Raw genomic sequence first — 18,713 nt, 5'->3', positions numbered from 1 at the left:
GTTTGCGCTGATAGTTTGTACTAAGTAGCACAGTTTACCTTTAAAATGAATAACTAAACTGCGCCGTTATTGCCTTTTGTGTCGGGAATAAGTCGTAGTTTTGCAGCTCTCCTGGAATTGTTGTGCCGTTGTTTTTCGGATCCTGTTGGTAATATTCCAAGCGATAAGTCATTTCATGACCACCCGAGAGACGGTGACCAAACTTGACCCCAATCGTATAGGCACTCATGTCACCAATCCGATAATCAGCACTAGCAAACTCAGGCAGAGGCGTATCAGCAAGCAAGAACGGCTGATAGAAGTTCACCGCCGACTGTTGGTAATAACGTAAATGCAATTGCCCATAGAAACTGCCGCTAAAGTAGTAACGATAATGGGTTTCTAAAGTGTGCGAGGTTAAGTCCCAATCGTCTGTGTTATAGCGGTAAGAGAAATCCACTACCCCCGAATCGAGTGCCCCTTTAGTCATCACATAAAAACTGTGCTTTAGGCGCGAATCGGGGCGGTTTTCATAGACAGTATCTTGAGTCAAACCATTGTCATTGACCACACTCAAGACTTTGTAGGGATCGGTTAAATAACCGCTGACACTGGATAAGCCATAGTTCGCCTGCAATAACCAGCGTTGGTTCAATACTTGAGTGATGCCCAGCATCAAGTCGACGGTTTGTTTATCGTCACTACCACTTTGACGGGTGGCATCGAATGCACTGCGATAAGTCTCATCGCTGGTAAAATTATCGCGGATGGCCATGGAAGATAAGGCCACGGGTCTGCCACCAACGGGGTCAACCACATCGAAACTGTAGGCCGTGCCTAAAAACAGTGTAGTGTTGTCCTTGTTAAAACCTCGCTCAACTCCCGCATTAATACCCATCGACATATAGTCAAATTCTTTAGAACCATAGACGCCGCCATTGACTTTCCAATCGGAATTGAGCGCCTGTGACCAGTTGGCACTGCCCTGCACTCGGGTATCGTGGAAGGTATCATCGAGAGGGGTTTCACCGGCCGCTACCTTATATTGGCCATTACCGGAAGGACGGGTGAAGGTTTGGCTGTCGCCTTGGGCGACCGCACCGGAGGCCGAGGCGCCGGTTAAGCTGTCGACCACCAGCTTTAAATCCAGCACACTGTCGTCGCCAAAGTTTTTCTGCGCCGTACCAATAGCTTCTATCGCTTGTACTCTGTCCTGCTCACCGTAATACATGAGTGCGGCATCGACTTTCCAGTCATCGACATTTTTCGCAAGCTCGGTTGCGTGTCCATTGGACACGAACAAACCACAACTGGCTAAAGCTAACGCGCTGGCGATCTGTTTTGTCTGTGCTTTAGTTTGCTGCGTTTGCGGGACTATTGGGTCTAACTTATTGTTATTATTTGTCATGGCAGACAACACCTTTATGTCAGTAAAGCCTTTTTAGCCTAAAAACCAATTTAGGCTAAAACCTCAGGTACAACTTGTTGAACTGGCAATGTTTAGTTACAACCACAACCGCCGCCCGCAAACGCGCGACCGCCGCTGCTACCTTCCTTACTGAAGTAGATATGATCGTCTAACGCCTGATCTAACTTTTCACTGTCAAGGGCCATATCCGCTCGCGCGAGTTGCCCTTTCTCCCATGGCTCCACCCCAAGGCTTGAACAACCACTCACACCCAACATCACCAACGACACGGCGACTAACGTGATTTTACCCATAGCTTACTCCTTCAACAGACTCACGAGTTCTTGTTCATAGTCGGCAGCTTTGTCTTGATAAAAGCCCACATGGCTTTTGACTAACTCACCTTGGCGGTTAAACATAAAACTGCTGGGCATCCCCAATAAATCGAAGCTTCGAGCCACATCGCCTTCGGGATTAAAACGTACCGAAAACTGGGCAGGAAGCTGCTTTAAAAATTCATCGGCGAGCGCCTTATCGGTATCGAGGTTAATCGCCACCACGGCTAGACCTTGCTCTCGATACTTTTGTGCCATCGCATTCATCCACGGGAAAGACTTACGGCACGGCCCACACCAGGACGCCCAAAAATCGACATAGACCACTTTGCCCTTAAACTCGGTCAAGGAAACGCTTTGATTTTGTGCATCGAAGACTTGGTGATCGAGCGACGGTGCAGCATAGGCGCCAGCGCTTAACAAACTGAGTAACAACAAGAGTTTTTTCATACAAGGTCCATCCATCACAAGTGCGTTTGAATCTATTAACTGAATCTTAAGGTTTTCTTAAACTGTAGAAGAATAAATTTAAGCTAGGCTGTGTAGTTATCCTCTTCCGCATCAATTGATTACAAAGTGAGCTGTAATAGAAAAATAGTTAAAAGTGCGACATTTTGTCCCATTAGTAAAACCGAAATTAGATCTGCATCATGTTAATTAAATGTCAAAATCAGTTTCATCACATCTCTTGAAAATTCTTGATATGCATCAAGAATTCTCTATCCCCTAAGGCCTAAACTGGTTATGTCAAGTATGTAAACCCTTACCAATTTACATTCAAATAACAAAAAGGTTGACCCATGGACACACATGCAGCCCTCTATGAACAGGGAAAGGCGCGCTTAGATGCACTGCGCCAATTCGCTCCCCGTCAACAGCAAACATTAACCGAAAAATTGCAACAACACGGCATTACCCGCCGTGACTTTATGAAGTGGAGCGCCATGGTGACGGGTATGCTCGCCCTACCGCTGCCCTTTAGTAACTTAGTCGCCGAAGCTGCCGAACTCGCCGACCGTGTACCCTTAATCTGGTTACACATGGCCGAATGTACTGGCTGCTCCGAATCCTTAGTGCGCGCCGATACGCCCAATCTCGATTCGCTGATCTTCGATCATATCTCGTTGGAATATCACGAAACCCTCATGGCCGCTGCTGGCTGGCAAGCAGAGGAAAATCTCGAGCACGCCCTAGAGACCTACAAGGGTCGTTACCTGCTCGCCGTTGAAGGCGCGATACCGACCGCCAATAACGGCAGCTTCTTAACCGTTGGCTGTAAAGGCCATACTGGCTTAGAAATTATCAAACATGCCGCCGAAGGTGCTGCGGCGATTATTTCTGTCGGCACCTGCGCTTCCTTCGGTGGTGTGCAAGCCGCCTACCCCAACCCGACTGGGGCAAAAGGGGTACACGAAGTTGTGAGCAAGCCTGTGATCAACTTAGGTGGCTGTCCACCGAGTGAGAAAAACATCGTCGGCACCCTGATGTATTTCATCATGTTCGGCAAATTACCTGCGCTGGATATGTTCAACCGGCCGAAATGGGCTTATGGCGCACGGGTACACGATAACTGTGAACGCCGCGGCCGTTTCGATGCCGGTGAGTTCGTTGAAGAGTTTGGCGATCACGGTGCGAAGGAAGGTTACTGCCTCTACAAAGTGGGTTGTAAAGGACCTTATACCTATAACAACTGCCCCACAGAGCGCTTTAACCACCATACCAGCTGGCCAGTGTTAGCGGGCCACGGTTGTATGGGCTGCTCAGAACCTAACTTCTGGGATGATATGGCCGACTTTGAAAAACCCCTTGGCCGTCAACTACTCCATGGATTGGATGCGACCGCAGACACAGTCGGTGCGGTGATTTTAAGCGCAACCGTCGTCGGCATTGGAGCCCACGCCGTTGCCAGTATTTTTGCCAAGCCGCTGGAGGAATAAGCCATGAGCAAGCGCGTTGTTATCGACCCTATCACCCGTATTGAGGGTCATTTACGTATCGAAGTCGAAGTTGATGAGAATAATGTCATCAACAAAGCATGGTCATCCTCTACCCTGTGGCGTGGTATTGAAGTCATCCTCAAGGGCCGCACACCAATGGACGTGGGGCTGATCGTGCAGCGGATCTGCGGTGTTTGTACCTATTCCCACTATCGCTGTGGTACTGAAGCGGTGGAAAATGCCTTAGGCATTCAAATCCCGTTAAACGCGAAATACCTGCGCTCCTTGATGCAAACCTCGCTCTATATGCATGACCATATAGTGCACTTCTATCATCTACACGGTTTAGACTGGGTGGATGTCGTGTCTGCCTTAAGCGCCGATCCCGCCAAGGCTGCACAAGTTGCCCTTAAATATACCGACAAGCCGATTGCCGCGGGCGAAGGCGAATTAAGAGCGGTGCAAGAGCGGGTTAAAGGCTTTGTCGAAACCGGCAAACTCGGCCCCTTCGCTAACGCTTACTGGGGCAATGGCACCTATAAATTTACCCCAGAGCAAAACCTGATTGCCCTGTCGCACTACCTCAAAGCCCTTGAAGTACAAAGAGTTGCCGCCGAAATGCTGGCGATTTTCGGGGGTAAACAGCCGCATCCACAATCATTGGTTGTCGGCGGTGTCACCTCAGTGCGCGATATGTTAAGCCCTGCGCGCCTGCAGGAGTGGAAACAAAAACACGCGATTGTGGCCGACTTTATTCTGCGTGCCTATCAAGCGGATATCGTCATGGCGGCAGAAGCCTTTGGTGGTGAAGCCAGCGTACTTGGCGGCGTGAACGTTAAAAACTTCATGGCGACCAATGACTTTGTGCTTGCCAATGGCGAATATCTGTTCGACCAAGGCGTGATCATGAAGGGCGACTTAGCGGGCGTGAGCGATATTAACCCAGAGCTTATCGCCGAAGACGTCAGCCATGCTTGGTATAGCGCCGATGCGCCGCAGCATCCCTACGATGGCACAACTATCCCCAACTACACAGGCTTTGTTGAGCGCGATACAGTTTACGGCAAACTGCCCACCTTAGATGGCGATGGCAAATACTCTTGGGTAAAATCGCCCCGCTATCAAGGCGAACCCGTCGAAGTGGGTCCATTGTCCTGCCTGCTGGTGAGCTATGCCCGTGGCAACAAAGTGGTGGTCGATGCCGTCAATGCGCTGCTGGCTCGCACGGGTCTACCGGTTGAAGCCCTGTTCACCACTTTAGGCCGCACCGCGGCGCGGATGCTGCAAACGGTTATCGTGGCGCAGGAAGGTCTGAAAACCTTCGATGCCCTGTTAACCAATATTCAATCCGATGAAACCACCTATGTGAAACCCCATATCGACCCAAGTCGTGAATATGTGGGTCACGCCATGATTGAAGCGCCACGCGGCATGTTAAGCCACTGGATCCGCATCAAAAACGGTGTCATTGAGAACTATCAAGCCGTGGTGCCCACCACCTGGAACGCAGGCCCTGTGGATGCTAATGGCAAGATTGGCCCCTACGAAGCCTCACTCATTGGTTTGAAACTGGAAGATCCCACTAAGCCCCTTGAGGTGATACGTATTATTCACTCATTCGACCCTTGCATGGCGTGTTCAGTACACGTGATGGATTTCAAAGGTCAAGCACTGAGCGAGTTCCGTGTCAGCCCCAATGGTCAATAACAACGAGGGAGGGAACGCAACATGAACCATTCTGAAACCCGCATTCGGACACTGGTTTTTAGTCCCGCGATACGGATTTTCCACTGGCTACGGGCACTGTCGATTTTAGTGCTGGTGATCACCGGATTCTATATCGCTTGGCCGTTTCTTGTGGCGCCCGACAGCACGGATGTATTGGTACAAGGTTGGGTGCGATTTGCCCATCTGATCTGCGGTTTTGTGTTGACCGCAGTCACCTTGGTTCGCTTCTACCTGTATTTTTTCAGTCGAAGCGATATCGAGCGACGCTCATTCCGTGATGTGATGAGCGTTAAGAGCTGGATCACCCAACTGAAATCCTACATTTGGATGGGACACTTGCATAAAGCCGGTGTTTACGGACCGCTGCAATTTGTGACCTACGTAGCAATCTCCTTCGTGGCACTTGTGATATGTATTACTGGACTCGTGCTGTATGCCAACGTCTACCATGAAGGTTTAGGTGGCATGCTTTGGAGCAGCGCAGCTTGGATCACGGCGCAAATGGGTGGACTGGCACAGGTGAGAATTTGGCACCATTACTTCACTTGGGCTTTCGTTATCTTTGTGGTTATCCACGTCTATATGGCGGTTTGGTCAGGGATACGCTTCAAACATAACTCTGTCGACTCAATTGTCTCTGGTTACGACTACCCGAAACCAGACTCACACCACTAGGAGTCCAATGAAGATATTGCTACTGGGTATTGGCAATGTCCTGTACGCCGATGAAGGCATCGGCGTACATTTTGTCAATTACATCGCTGAGAATTATCAGTTCACACACGAGTCCCACCAGCTAGAGATGCTCGATGGCGGCACCTTAGCCCAGGGACTCATTCCGATTATTTGCCAATACGATTATTTGATCGTAGTCGATACCGTCAATGCCAACGGTGTCGAGGCTGGCGAAGTGTATTTCTTTGATTTTGATAAAGCCCCGCAGGAAATCGACTGGCAAGGCAGCGCCCATGAAGTCGAAATGCTGCAAACCCTCAATATGATGGAAATGGTGGGCGACAGACCCAAAACCTTTGTGTTAGGCGTCACCCCTACCGTGTTAGAACCGATGACACTGGGACTGACCACTAAGGTGGCCGCCGCCGTCCCCTTGATGGAACAAACCCTGTTAACCCACTTAGCCTCCCTCGGGTTCACCGCGACACGCATTGCCGAACATAGTATCGATTCGCTGATCCCCAATTCTTACAAACGTGGCGTCACTACTGGTGAAAATATAGAAGATGAAACACATCAGATTTGAGTTTACCTGCTCGCGTCAGGTGCCTTTGTATGCGCATTTATGTAATCAATACCTAAATTACGATGCGCTCAATATCAGCATTGGCTGCGACAGTCAGCAGGATTTTGGTTCGCACACTTATTTTATTGAGGCCCAAGGCGAACAAGCGCAGCTAGAACAATTAGCCGAGGCAATCGCCGCCGACTTTTTAATTTCAGTCTGGCTGGTCGACTCAGGCATTCATGCGATTGAGGCGCCGCAGGGCCAGCGGACATTATTGACCGTCCCATCCACTGAGGGTGCGCTTAACGTGCAATCGGTCGCGGCTTTTTGCCAGCAGTGTTATCCCCGATTTGGTGATAATCAGGCGGCGCAATTTGGTCAGATCGATTTAGCCTGCACTTGCTGCCACGGAGAAAAGCGCTTAACCAGCGCCCAAAAGGCGTTAACGCTGTCCGATCTCAAGGCGATGGCCGCGCAGCTTATCAGCCAAGGCTCACTCGATTTAGCCAGCGAAGGCGTGCAATTAAGCCTAACACCCTTTGCCCATACAACAGCGACCAGACCGCAACTGCTTATTTGTAATCCCAATACCCTCAACGCACATTTTTGCCTGAAGGATAATCAAGTCCTCGCCCTATCCAGTATCGAAAAACCGCTGATGTGTGTCAGACCTACCCAAGATAATCAAAAGCTGCCCGCACCACTCTACGATATCTGCTTTGGTTACAGCCGAGTGGTGTTAGTGCTGAGTGAAATCCTGCGGCAAAAAGGTATCGATTGGGTGTATCTTGAGGGAGCGCACCAGAGGCCGGCGCTCGCCTGGGTCGATGGCGCCTGGGCTCAGTTAGGCAGCCACACAACCGAAAGCACAGCGCCGCAAACCATTAAGCAATTCAGTGCGCCGGAGCCTCTGCGGGAAGACATCTACTTTTTAGGCTTTAAGGCCAAATGGCAAGCCCATAAGAAAACCCGTTCACACCAAGGTTTATTGACTGTGCAGGCCATACCAAATGAGGCCGATACACCTGAATATGCAGCGAATGAGGAAGACCATACCATCGCTGATACCGCCCTTTTTGCAGCCCTGCTCAATGGCAAATTCACGACCCATAAGCAGGCTAAAAATGCGGCGGTGATTTACTTAAGCCATCACCACACTGGGCAAATCGTTACCTGCGACAATAAGGGAGACACCTCACTGTTTTTCGCCCTGCCCGAACTGCCCGACAATGGTTACGAGATTTTCCATTGCCTCGACAGCAGTCCACAAAAAGCCGTTGCGCAAAAATTTAAGAGTTTGTTTCCAGAAGATTACTTAAAGCTGCTGAGCCTAAAACTTAACGGCAGACGCGATAATCTTCAGAGTCTGTGGGCGATTGCCGCAGTATTGATTGGCCTAAATCCGCAGGAAGAAACCCAATCGCAAGCTTATTTGAGTGATGCACTGCTCGCCGCCGCCATGCGTTACCATGGTGCGAATGCGCCGCGCATCGATTATCCCCTCACCAAAGGCGAGGCCCACCGCAGCCTGAATTGGTGTAAAACCCTAGGCACTCTGCTGAGTTTTCGCGTTGCAGGGCACAGCGATCCGAGTCAACTGGCCTTTGCAATGCAGGACTCCCTCGCCGACTACCTCGCAAATTGGCTTGAACACATTGACTTAAATATCGGTGTACACAACATTGCGTTAGCGGGCAATGAGTTAGCCAACGAAACCCTCTGTAAGCGTATTAGCCTGCGGCTCGGGAAAAACTTCCCGCTATTGGTCAATCGCAGTCTGGATTTAGAGGGCGACAACCTGGCCGTAGGCGCGCTCTATGTGAAGCAGCGGCAGTTAAATAGCCTTTAACAACACCCGCTCACTGCTAACCTTATATTCAGATAGCGCTAACGCATGGAGGATAAAATGTTTTATCTTCCATGCAGATGCAGCCAGATAAGCGAAGAATACCGAGATTGAAAAAAGCCACCTCACCCGCCAATCAAACCGAGCAACTCGAGCGCCGCCAATTGCATATCACCGGCATAGTGCAAGGTGTGGGCTTTCGCCCCTTTGTTTACCGCTGGGCGAGTGAGCTTAAATTAACCGGCACAGTGCTAAATAATGCCAATGGCGTGATGATTGAGCTGCAAGGCCCCACCGCACACTTAGATAGCTTTGTGCGTGAGTTAACCACCAATCCGCCGCCGCTGGCGCGTATCGATCAGATTACCCAGAGTCCGTTAGCGGTAAACCTTGAAGAGACTAGCTTCGATATTATTCAAAGTGATAGCCAAAGTGATGACTCAGGCGAGCATCATTTAGCCGCCCTGGTTGCCGTATCGGCCGACAAGAGTACCTGTCAGGATTGCTTAAGCGATATGCATAATCCGCAGGATCGCCACTTTGGCTATGCCTTTACCAATTGCACCAACTGCGGCCCAAGATACACTATTATCAATGCCTTACCCTACGATCGCCATCATACGGCTATGGCAAATTTCGCCATGTGCCCCGACTGCGCCAAGGCTTATCAAGACCCCCTTAATCGTAGATACCACGCCCAGCCTGTGAGTTGCCCTAAGTGTGGCCCCGAGCTTAGTTTAAAAACGCCTGCAGGTGATGTTATTGCTCTTGACGCCTTGCCTCATTCGCACGGCAACAGCCTTGCAGTATTGTCGGCGGCGGCCGAGAAACTGGCCCAAGGGCAGATTCTTGCGATAAAGGGTTTAGGTGGCTTCCACTTAATGTGCGATGCAACCAACACCCTAGCCGTCAATCAATTAAGGCAACGCAAGCAACGAAAAGCTAAGCCACTGGCGGTGATGATGCCGAGCATCGAAGTGGCAAAACGCTATGTAACGGGCACACAGGTAGAGTGGCAAACCTTAAGTTCGCAGGAGCGGCCCATAGTGCTGATGCAGGCGCTGGATAAACACAATCTGAGCCATGAGATTGCGCCTAATATCCCAAAACTCGGGATATTTTTGCCCTACACACCGCTGCATCATTTACTGCTCGGGCAATTTAACGGCCCACTGGTCGCGACCAGTGCGAATGTCTCTGGCGAGCCAATTATCACCGATTGTGATGAGCTTATCAGTCAACTAGGCCATGTGGTGGATGCCATAGTCGATCACAACCGGCCCATCCTCAACGGCTGTGATGACAGTGTGGTGCAACTTATCCAACCGCCAAATGGCTGTGCGCCACAGGTACAAGTGCTGCGTTTAGCGCGGGGATATGCACCCTTAAGCTTCCCGTTAACCACCCCGCTAACGCCCCCCATACTGGCCGTGGGCGCCCAACAAAAAAATGCCATTGCGTTAGGTTTTGGCTCGAATGTGTTTTTAAGCCCGCATATTGGCGATCTCTTTAGTGTCAGCGCCGAGCAGTACTTCGAGCGCACTTTGGCGACCTTCGCCCGTCTGTATCATTTCAACCCCGAGCTGATTGTCCACGATAAGCACCCAGACTACGCACCATCGCGCTGGGCAGAGACGCAGCAACAGCACAGCCTTGATACACAAAGCCAAGACACGCACCCAATCCAAACCTTAAGTGTGCAGCATCACCATGCCCACGTATTAAGCGTGATGGCCATCAATCAATATCAAGAGCCAGTATTAGGCTTTAGTTTCGATGGCACAGGGCTTGGAAACGATGGCAGCCTCTGGGGCGGTGAAGTCTTACTCACCACCCTTAACGGCGCAGAGCGGCTTGCCCATTTCGAGGCTATTCCCTTGCTCGGTGGAGAACAGGCAATTAAGCAGCCAGTGCGTTTGCTGCTGGCACTGCTGTTTCAGCAGATGAGTCTCGAGGAAGTGCAAACCCTTAAGTTGCCGATTCTGACCACCTTAAGCCCCATCACCTTAGGCAATCTGCATCGGATCTGGCAAAACGGCCATGGGATTAACAGCTCCTCGGTGGGACGCTTGTTCGATGCCCTCGCCTACGCCTTAGGCTTTATCGACATCACCCAATTTGAAGGCCAAGCGGGTATGTTAATTGAAGCGGCAGCAAGACGGGCCGATGCCAAACAACTGCCGACGCTGATGCTCGACTTGCCCGTGGAAATCTCGGATAAGCCCAGTGATAGCTCGATGCACGAACCGCATATCTGGCGCAGTAGCCAACTCTTTAAACAGATAATCACGCTGATTACCGAAGCGCCGCTCACTGGCGTTCGGCAAGCGCAGTTAGCCCGCGCCTTTTTGCATAGTGTGGGGGATGCCGTTTGTTGTTATGCCGCGCGCTACCCAACTCTGCCCGTAGTGCTGTGCGGCGGCGTGTTTCAAAACCAATATTTGCTCGAATATTGCCTCAGTAAACTGCACCAACAGGGCAATACCGTGCTGCCCAACAAACATATTCCCGTCAACGATGGCGGTATCGCCCTCGGGCAGCTTTGGTATGGAATACATCAAAAGGCCAATATTGAGTGCGAATAAATCACATTAATGGCACATCAGACTTGAGCCGACTTTAGCCATTGGCGAAATAAACAAAATCTCATCCCTTAAGGACAATACGTCCTAATAACCTGACGAACATCAAAGAATCCACAGCCGATTTGTATCACACTTAACATTAGCGTAATCAAATTAACCCTATTTAATAGCATCAGCATATTGTCAGGCTAATACCGCCCAAAGAGGCATTTTGCCTAGGACAAGGAGAAATATAAGATGTGTAAAGACTGCGGCTGCTCCTTACCCCGCCATTCCCATGATCACGGCCATCTGCATCACCATCAGGAATTGCACACCAATCCTCAGCTTAACGATAAAAAAACCTTGTCGGTGATCCATAAAATTCTCGATAAAAACGATGTTGAAGCCGCCCATAACCGCGCGCATTTTGAGGCGCACAATATCACCGCCTTCAATCTAATGAGTAGCCCAGGCAGTGGCAAAACCACCTTGCTCGAACACTTAAAAGAGTACACCGCCCTCAACTACGCCGTCATTGAAGGGGATTTAGAGACCTCCCGCGATGCCGACCGCTTAATTGCCAAAGGCATTCAGGCCCATCAAATTCAAACTGGCAGTGCCTGCCACCTCGACGCCTTTATGGTGCACGGCGCTTTACATCATTTGCCACTCGAAGGCTTAGATATTTGTTTTGTCGAAAACGTGGGAAACCTCGTCTGCCCCGCTAGCTACGATGTCGGCACCCATAAAAATATCGTGCTGCTTTCGGTTCCCGAAGGCGATGATAAGATTGAGAAATATCCCGTCATGTTCCGCCGCGCCGATCTGGTGCTCATCACCAAGTGTGATCTCTTGCCCTACTTCGATTTCAGTGTTGACGAGGCCAAAGCCCAACTTAAGAAGCTCAACCCCGACACACAGATTTTGGAAGTCTCGATTAAGGATGGCGATTCCATGCGAGCCGTCATTGCATGGCTGAACAACAACCTTCACCACGCTTCGGGAGAGCCACAATAATGTGCCTGTCTATTCCCTCCCAAGTGGTGGCCATCGATAACGAGCGTCAATCGGTCACCGTCGATACGCTAGGTGTCAGGCGCGATGTGAGCAGTCATTTAATGACTGAGCCTTTAGCCATTGGTGACTATGTGCTTATTCATATTGGTTTTGTGATGAATAAAATTGATCGCAATGATGCACTACAAAGCCTTGAATTATATAAAGAGATAGTTTCAAAACTTGAAGCTGAGACCACGCATTAAGTAATCACCGCAGTAAAAGTGATAACAAATAACAGCCAAAAACTGCGCAAGGACTGAAGATGCTTGACCTAAAACAACTTTATCAAGGCTTTCGCGACCCCGATACCATAGCCTCGTTTGCGGAGGATATCGCTAAATGCGCCCGCACACTCAAAGAGCCTATCAATATCATGGAGGTCTGTGGCGGCCATACCCACACCATCATGAAATACGGCTTACTGGATTTATTGCCGGAAAATATTGAATTTATCCACGGTCCCGGCTGCCCAGTGTGCGTCATGCCCAAGGAACGAATTGACCAAGCCGCAGTGCTCGCCCAACAAGAGAATGTGATTTTAGTGACCCTAGGGGATATGATCCGCGTCCCCGGCTCCCAAGGGTCACTTGCCAGTTTCAGGGCCAAGGGCTGTGATATTCGCCCTATCTATGACCCTTTAGACACGCTCAAAATCGCCCGCGACAATCCCGATAAAACCGTGGTGTTTTTCGCCATTGGCTTTGAAACCTCGACCCCAATGACCGCGGTGCTGCTGCAACTGGCCGAGCAGGAAAAGCTGGCGAATTTGTTGTTTCATATCAACCACGTCTTAGTTCCACCCGCGATAGATGCCGTGATGCACGACCCTAAAGCTAGGGTCAATGCCTTTATTGGGCCTGCGCATGTCAGTGTGATCAGTGGCGCCAAAATCTATCGCCCCGCGGTCGAGCAATACGGTACGCCTGTGGTGGTATCCGGGTTCGAACCCGTCGATGTGATGGAATCCATCCTGCGCATCGTGCGGCAAAAGGTGGCGGGAACGGCGCTATTAGATATCCAATACAGCCGGGCTGTGTCCGAGGAAGGCAATCTTGCCGCTCAGGCCAAGGTGGATCAGTTTTTCCAGACTCGGCCGCAATTTCGTTGGCGCGGGCTTGGGCCCATACCCAACTCGGCACTAGAGTTAAGACCCGAATACGCCCACAGGGACGCCGAGAAGTACTTTAAGGACAGATTACCCGTCAAAGAGATAGACGATCATAAGGCTTGCCAATGCGGCGATATTCTTCGCGGGCTCGCCAAACCTAAGGACTGTAAAGTCTTTGGCCGCGGCTGCAATCCCGAAACCCCTCTCGGTAGCTGTATGGTTAGCTCCGAAGGCGCGTGTAATGCGTATTACCGCTATCAAGGCATAGATAGCAAGGAGCCACATCATGGCTGATTTCCAAACCAAAGATAAAGCGATTCAACTCAGCCACGGTGGTGGCGGCAAAGAGATGAATAAACTCATTCGTGAACTGTTTTTTGCCGAGTTCGATAACCCGATCCTGCGTAGCGAAGAAGACGCGGCCAAGCTTGAATTGCAGGGCGCGACCGCCTTTACCACAGATTCCTTTACCGTATCACCACTGTTTTTTGCTGGCGGAGACATAGGCAAATTGGCGATCGCCGGCACTGTGAATGATCTCGCCATGATGGGCGCCGAGCCACAGTATTTAAGTTGCAGCGTGATCATCGAAGAAGGCTTTTCGCTCAATCAGTTAACCACTATTGTGCGCAGCATGGCGAAGGAGCTTAAACAGAGCGGCGCCAGAATCGTCTGTGGCGATACCAAAGTCGTGCCTAAGGGCTGCGCCGATGGCTTGTTTATCAATACCTCAGGCGTTGGGCGCATTTTACGTCCGAATATCTCGGCGGCGAATGTCGCACCGGGGGATGCAATCATTGTCTCCCGCGATGTGGGCTGCCATGGCGCCGCGATTCTGATGGCGCGCGAAGGTCTGACCCTCGAATCAGCTTTGCAAAGCGATTGTGCCACTCTTTGGCCCGTGGTTGAGCAGCTTATTGCGGCGAATATTCCTATTCATGCGATGCGTGATGCGACCCGTGGCGGGCTTTCAGCCGTGTTAAACGAATGGGCGGCGGCCGCCAATGTCGGGATAACGGTCAATGAAGCCAGTATTCCGGTTTGCGATGAAGTCAAAGGCTTGTGCGAACTCTATGGCTTTGAGGCCATGGATTTAGCCAATGAAGGCACCTTTATCTTGGCGGTCCCTAACGATATCGCCCTAGGCGCCTTAGAAATCATGCAGCGCTTTGGTCATTGCGAGCAGGCGGCCATCATCGGCACCGTCAGCGACGAACTTCCAGGAAAAGTGATCTTAAGAACGCCATGGAATACCAAACGTTACTTAGACCTGCCCCAGGGTGAACTGCTGCCAAGGATTTGTTAATGCACGAATATTCCATCGTTAGCGCCTTGATTGAGCAATGCGAGCAACACGCTAAGGCCAATCGTGCCAATAAAATCACCCGCGTCGATATCAAACTCGGGGTGATGAGCGGAGTCGAACCCGCCTTGCTTGAGACCGCCTTTGAGACCTTTAAACTCGATGGGATCTGCCGTGATGCTGAACTGCGGATGACACTGCAACCCTTAGTGATTGCCTGTTTGGATTGCCACCAAGAGTCTGAGCTTGCTGAGCGCTCTATCGTTTGTCCTGCTTGTCACAGCTACCATACGCGGGTTTTAGATGGCGAAGATATGCTGCTGATGCAGCTCGAAATGGAGCAAGAGGACGAGAGTTGAGTGGCTGTAAGCCTCTTACTTAATTATTCGCGCTTGATAAAAAATGGGCTTTAAGTATTCCACTTAAAGCCCATTTTATTGGTCTGCGAGCCGCGACTCCTCGCAAAAAGTCGCTATTGATAAATCGAAGCTTGCCCTTCGGGGCGGGTCTTAAGCAATCTTAAGAACCACATATATTGCTCAGGGTATGCGAGGATCACTTGCTCAACCGCTTTATTCAGTGCCAACGCTTCGTTTTCTTTACCGACCATGTCTTCGGCGGCAATGGCGGGCATCACAGTTAAATCAAACTGGCGTGAAGCTTGGTTATAACCAATTTTCACCGGCAGCACTTGGGCATTTCCCGCCTGAGCCAAGCGGCCAACCACGGGTAATGTCGCTTTAACTGTGCCTAAAAACGGGGTAAACACGCTCTGTTCTGGGCCTAAATCTTCATCGGGCAGGTAGAAAAAGCTATTGTTCTGCTTCAATTCGGCCAACAAGGCGCGTATTCCCGCCTCTCGCATATAAACATGACCACCGCAGCTGCTACGTACCCGATTATTAAACCAGTTAAATAACGCGTTTTTATGGGCCTTAGCCATAGTAACCATAGGTAGCTCGAGGTTTAACCTCAGCCCTGCATAATCGATGGGCCACACATGGGGCATAATGAAAATCACTGGTTGACCTAACGCCTGCGCCGCTTGTACATGCTCAAAGCCCATGAGATTCACGCGGTGACGTAAATGCGCCTTAGATCGTACCAACAGCTCACCTTGAGATAACAGCACTAAGACGAAGTTCTGCACGTTCTCATCAATTAAGGCTTCTATCTCTGCGGCGGATTTTTCAGGGAAACACGCCCTTAAGTTCGCCCTAGCAATACCTATCGGCTTTTTCGCAATAGGCGCCACCAGTTTGGCCAAGGTTCTGGCGATAGGATCACGCAGCCACGCGGGCATGATCCCAAAAATCACTAATAGGCCGATCGCCAACCAAGTAACCCAATATTTAGGGTGCAATAACGCCAGTTTAAAACGTCGGTCAAAATGTTTGGGCTGTCTTGACAAAGAAATCACCTCAGACAGTAAAAGACTGAATTAGCATAGGAAGAAAATAGGAAAGCCACTCGCGATGGAGTGGCTTTCCTATCAAACTTAAAGAAATTACTTGCCCGCGTTAGATGCTTCTACGCGAGTTTTCAGTTTCTGGCCGGGACGGAAGGTCACGACACGGCGAGCGGAAATCGGGATATCCTCGCCTGTTTTTGGGTTCCTTCCCGGTCTTTGATTCTTATCCCTAAGGTCAAAGTTGCCAAAGCCAGATAACTTGACCTGCTCACCACTTTCAAGTGCGCCTCGAATTTCTTCAAAGAACGACTCAACCATCTCTTTGGCGACACGCTTGTTAATACCTAGTGTTTCAAAAAGATGTTCTGCCATTTCGGCTTTGGTAAGTGCCATACTTTAATCCCTCAACGATGCGTTGAACTCGGTCTTCAGGGCAGAAACAACTGATTCAACTGTCTCAGCGATCTCTTTTTCCTCAAGTGTACGAGTAGTGTCTTGTAATGTAAGTGCTATCGCCAAGCTCTTCTTGCCGGGCTCAACACCTTTACCTAAGTATACATCGAACAAGTTTATGCCAACCAACTGATTTTCGCCAACTTTTCTTATCAATTTCATTACATCGCCTGCAGATACACTTTCATCTACGACTACTGCGATGTCACGACGATTAGCCGGGAACTTAGATACAGCTTGGGCTAGCGGTAAACTGGTATGCAATAAAGCATCCAATTCCAACTCAAAAACGATGGTTTTACCATTGAGTCCAAAAGGCTTCTCCAAACTAGGATGGATAGCACCTATATGACCGATCACTCGATCATTTCTCAATATTTCAGCACATTGCCCTGGATGAAGAGCAGAATGCGTCGCTACTCTAAAGCTAAATTCTGATGCGGAAACTGTCAAGCCGATAATTGCTTCTAAATCGCCTTTAAGGTCGAAAAAATCAACAGTTTTCGATTCCATAGCCCAATGTTCGTCATTTTGGAGGCCAGTTATGACGCAACCGAGCATAGCTTGCTGTCTTACACCCGATTCTGCATTAATATCAGGAACAAAGCGAAGGCCAGTTTCAAAAAGTCTCACACGGCCCTGTTGACGACTTTGGTTGTAGCCAACCGCAGTCAATAATCCTGTGAACATCGACAAACGCATGGCCGACATTTCGCTGGAAATTGGGTTCGGTAACACCATTGCTTGCTCACCTGGGTGAACCAGATTTTGCAGCTTAGGATCGACGAAACTGTAAGTCACAGCTTCTTGGAAACCACGGGCCACTAACAGCGAACGTACACGCTTGAGGCTTAAGTCGGTTTCTTTATGATCTGACATCCGCAGTGACGCCACAGGCGCAACGTTTGGAATGTTGTTGTAACCGTAGATACGGGCGACTTCTTCGATTAAGTCTTCTTCAATCGCCATATCGAAGCGGTAAGTGGCGGTGGTGACCTGCCAGCTACCTTCGCCTGCAACGACGCCGAAACCTAAACGCTCGAGGATTTCAACCACGTCGCTATCGGGAACATGGTGACCCAGAATTTTATCTAACTTGCTGCGACGCAATAAGATTTGCGCAGGCTTTGGTAAGTCAGCGTCAGATTTGGCTTCAACCACAGGGCCCGCTTCCCCGCCGCAAATATCCAGCACTAAGCGAGTCGCACGGTCCATAACCTTATGCTGCATCTCAGGGTCAACACCACGCTCGAAACGGTGTGATGAATCAGTATGCAGACCTAAACGGCGTGATTTACCCATAATCGCTAACGGTGCGAAGAAGGCACATTCCAGCAGAATGTCTTGCGTGCTGTCACTCACACCCGAATATTCGCCACCAAATACGCCAGCAAGCGCTAATGGGCGAGCATCGTCGGCAATCACTAAAGTGTCGCTTGGAATGGTGACTTCGCTGCCATCGAGCAGGGTGACTTTCTCTTCGCCATTGCCTAAACGCACTTGGATGTCACCAGTAAGTTTGGCAAGATCGAACGCATGCATAGGTTGACCGAATTCAACTAACACGAAGTTAGTGATATCGACGATAGGATCGATAGAACGGATACCGCTGCGGCGCAGTTTTTCCTGCATCCATAATGGCGTAGCCGCTTTCACGTTCACATTCTTCACCACACGACCTAAGTAGCGTGGGCAAGCTGCGGTTTCCTTAACATTGATAGCCACTTTGGCATCAATCGTTGGCGTAACGGCTTGCCATTGTGGCTCAGTCACAGCTGCACGGTTTAACACGCCGACTTCACGGGCCAGACCCACCATGCCTAAACAGTCGGCACGGTTAGCGGTTAAATCCACTTCAATCACAGCATCATCAAGCTGGAGATACTCACGTAAATCCGTGCCTAATGGCGCATCTAATGGCAGTTCGATAATGCCATCGCTGTCGATGTCGATGCCCAGCTCGCTGTAAGAACACAGCATGCCTTCTGATGGCATACCACGCAGCTTAGCCTTTTTAATTTTAAAATCGCCTGGCAGTACAGCCCCAACCATGGCAACAGCAACGCGCAGGCCTTGACGGCAGTTTGGTGCGCCGCAGACGATATCGATAAGTTCACCACTGCCGACACTGACTTTAGTCACGCGCAGTTTATCTGCATCTGGATGCTGGCCACATTCGACCACTTCACCAATCACAACGCCGTTGAACTCGGCAGCCACGGCATCAACGCCATCGACTTCGAGGCCAGCCATAGTGATCTGGTGGGATAATGCTTCACGGCTAACGGCAGGATTGACCCACTCACGAAGCCAAGATTCGCTAAATTTCATGCTAT

The 18,713-nt window shown here is 50.2% G+C and carries 17 protein-coding genes; 11 read left to right on the top strand and 6 right to left on the bottom strand.

Going from position 1 to position 18,713, the window contains the following annotated elements; all coding sequences use genetic code 11:
* Nucleotides 1–40 precede the first annotated feature (40 nt).
* From SHEWMR4_RS09625 to SHEWMR4_RS09615, 3 genes are all read right to left on the bottom strand, one after another.
* Nucleotides 41–1,387 (bottom strand): DUF3570 domain-containing protein, encoded by a 1,347-nt coding sequence (locus tag SHEWMR4_RS09625; protein ID WP_011622596.1) that lies wholly within the window; start codon nt 1,385–1,387, stop codon nt 41–43.
* A 92-nt stretch (nt 1,388–1,479) separates the two neighbouring features.
* Nucleotides 1,480–1,701: a DUF4266 domain-containing protein gene (locus SHEWMR4_RS09620; protein ID WP_011622595.1), complete on the bottom strand. Its 222-nt coding sequence runs from the start codon at nt 1,699–1,701 to the stop codon at nt 1,480–1,482.
* Between the two features lie 3 nt (nt 1,702–1,704).
* Nucleotides 1,705–2,172: a TlpA disulfide reductase family protein gene (locus SHEWMR4_RS09615; RefSeq protein ID WP_011622594.1), complete on the bottom strand. Its 468-nt coding sequence runs from the start codon at nt 2,170–2,172 to the stop codon at nt 1,705–1,707.
* Nucleotides 2,173–2,522: 350 nt separating this feature from the next.
* Between SHEWMR4_RS09615 and hyaA the strand changes: the two genes are divergently transcribed.
* The 11 genes from hyaA (at nt 2,523) to hypA (ending at nt 14,872) form a co-directional block, all read left to right on the top strand.
* Nucleotides 2,523–3,659 carry a nickel-dependent hydrogenase small subunit gene (gene hyaA, locus SHEWMR4_RS09610; RefSeq protein WP_011622593.1) on the top strand — a complete coding sequence of 379 codons (1,137 nt, stop codon included), beginning with the start codon at nt 2,523–2,525 and terminating at the stop codon, nt 3,657–3,659.
* A gap of 3 nt (nt 3,660–3,662) precedes the next feature.
* Nucleotides 3,663–5,366, top strand: coding sequence for a nickel-dependent hydrogenase large subunit (hyaB, locus tag SHEWMR4_RS09605; protein WP_011622592.1), 1,704 nt, complete (start codon nt 3,663–3,665; stop codon nt 5,364–5,366).
* A gap of 21 nt (nt 5,367–5,387) precedes the next feature.
* Nucleotides 5,388–6,062: a Ni/Fe-hydrogenase, b-type cytochrome subunit gene (gene cybH, locus SHEWMR4_RS09600; RefSeq protein ID WP_011622591.1), complete on the top strand. Its 675-nt coding sequence runs from the start codon at nt 5,388–5,390 to the stop codon at nt 6,060–6,062.
* Nucleotides 6,063–6,069: 7 nt separating this feature from the next.
* On the top strand, nt 6,070–6,648 hold the full coding sequence (locus SHEWMR4_RS09595) for a HyaD/HybD family hydrogenase maturation endopeptidase (RefSeq protein ID WP_011622590.1): 579 nt from the start codon (nt 6,070–6,072) through the stop codon (nt 6,646–6,648).
* A complete protein-coding gene (locus tag SHEWMR4_RS09590; RefSeq protein WP_011622589.1) occupies nt 6,629–8,479 on the top strand; it encodes a hypothetical protein in 1,851 nt (616 codons plus the stop codon). The genes SHEWMR4_RS09595 and SHEWMR4_RS09590 overlap by 20 nt, the downstream gene beginning before the upstream one ends.
* A gap of 71 nt (nt 8,480–8,550) precedes the next feature.
* Nucleotides 8,551–11,061, top strand: coding sequence for a carbamoyltransferase HypF (gene hypF, locus SHEWMR4_RS09585; protein WP_011622588.1), 2,511 nt, complete (start codon nt 8,551–8,553; stop codon nt 11,059–11,061).
* 237 nt (nt 11,062–11,298) lie between these two features.
* Nucleotides 11,299–12,060: a hydrogenase nickel incorporation protein HypB gene (gene hypB, locus SHEWMR4_RS09580; protein WP_011622587.1), complete on the top strand. Its 762-nt coding sequence runs from the start codon at nt 11,299–11,301 to the stop codon at nt 12,058–12,060.
* Complete coding sequence (locus SHEWMR4_RS09575; protein ID WP_011622586.1) at nt 12,060–12,305, top strand: HypC/HybG/HupF family hydrogenase formation chaperone; 246 nt, start codon at nt 12,060–12,062, stop codon at nt 12,303–12,305. The genes hypB and SHEWMR4_RS09575 overlap by 1 nt, the downstream gene beginning before the upstream one ends.
* Nucleotides 12,306–12,364: 59 nt before the next feature.
* Nucleotides 12,365–13,504 carry a hydrogenase formation protein HypD gene (gene hypD / locus SHEWMR4_RS09570; RefSeq protein WP_011622585.1) on the top strand — a complete coding sequence of 380 codons (1,140 nt, stop codon included), beginning with the start codon at nt 12,365–12,367 and terminating at the stop codon, nt 13,502–13,504.
* Nucleotides 13,497–14,516 (top strand): hydrogenase expression/formation protein HypE, encoded by a 1,020-nt coding sequence (gene hypE / locus SHEWMR4_RS09565; RefSeq protein ID WP_011622584.1) that lies wholly within the window; start codon nt 13,497–13,499, stop codon nt 14,514–14,516. The genes hypD and hypE overlap by 8 nt, the downstream gene beginning before the upstream one ends.
* Nucleotides 14,516–14,872 (top strand): hydrogenase/urease nickel incorporation protein HypA, encoded by a 357-nt coding sequence (hypA, locus tag SHEWMR4_RS09560; RefSeq protein ID WP_011622583.1) that lies wholly within the window; start codon nt 14,516–14,518, stop codon nt 14,870–14,872. The genes hypE and hypA overlap by 1 nt, the downstream gene beginning before the upstream one ends.
* 113 nt (nt 14,873–14,985) lie before the next feature.
* On the opposite strand, the gene lpxM is transcribed toward hypA, so the two are convergent.
* The 3 genes from lpxM to pheT all read right to left on the bottom strand — a co-directional run bounded on the left by lpxM (nt 14,986) and on the right by pheT (nt 18,708).
* Nucleotides 14,986–15,924 carry a lauroyl-Kdo(2)-lipid IV(A) myristoyltransferase gene (gene lpxM, locus SHEWMR4_RS09555; RefSeq protein WP_011622582.1) on the bottom strand — a complete coding sequence of 313 codons (939 nt, stop codon included), beginning with the start codon at nt 15,922–15,924 and terminating at the stop codon, nt 14,986–14,988.
* A 96-nt stretch (nt 15,925–16,020) separates the two neighbouring features.
* Nucleotides 16,021–16,317 carry an integration host factor subunit alpha gene (ihfA, locus tag SHEWMR4_RS09550; RefSeq protein WP_011622581.1) on the bottom strand — a complete coding sequence of 99 codons (297 nt, stop codon included), beginning with the start codon at nt 16,315–16,317 and terminating at the stop codon, nt 16,021–16,023.
* Between the two features lie 3 nt (nt 16,318–16,320).
* Nucleotides 16,321–18,708 (bottom strand): phenylalanine--tRNA ligase subunit beta, encoded by a 2,388-nt coding sequence (pheT, locus tag SHEWMR4_RS09545; RefSeq protein ID WP_011622580.1) that lies wholly within the window; start codon nt 18,706–18,708, stop codon nt 16,321–16,323.
* Between the last annotated feature and the right edge of the window lie 5 nt (nt 18,709–18,713).

It is taken from the genome of Shewanella sp. MR-4 (genome assembly GCF_000014685.1).
Taxonomy (GTDB): domain Bacteria; phylum Pseudomonadota; class Gammaproteobacteria; order Enterobacterales; family Shewanellaceae; genus Shewanella.
This window is presented reverse-complemented; position numbering and strand designations above follow the sequence as displayed.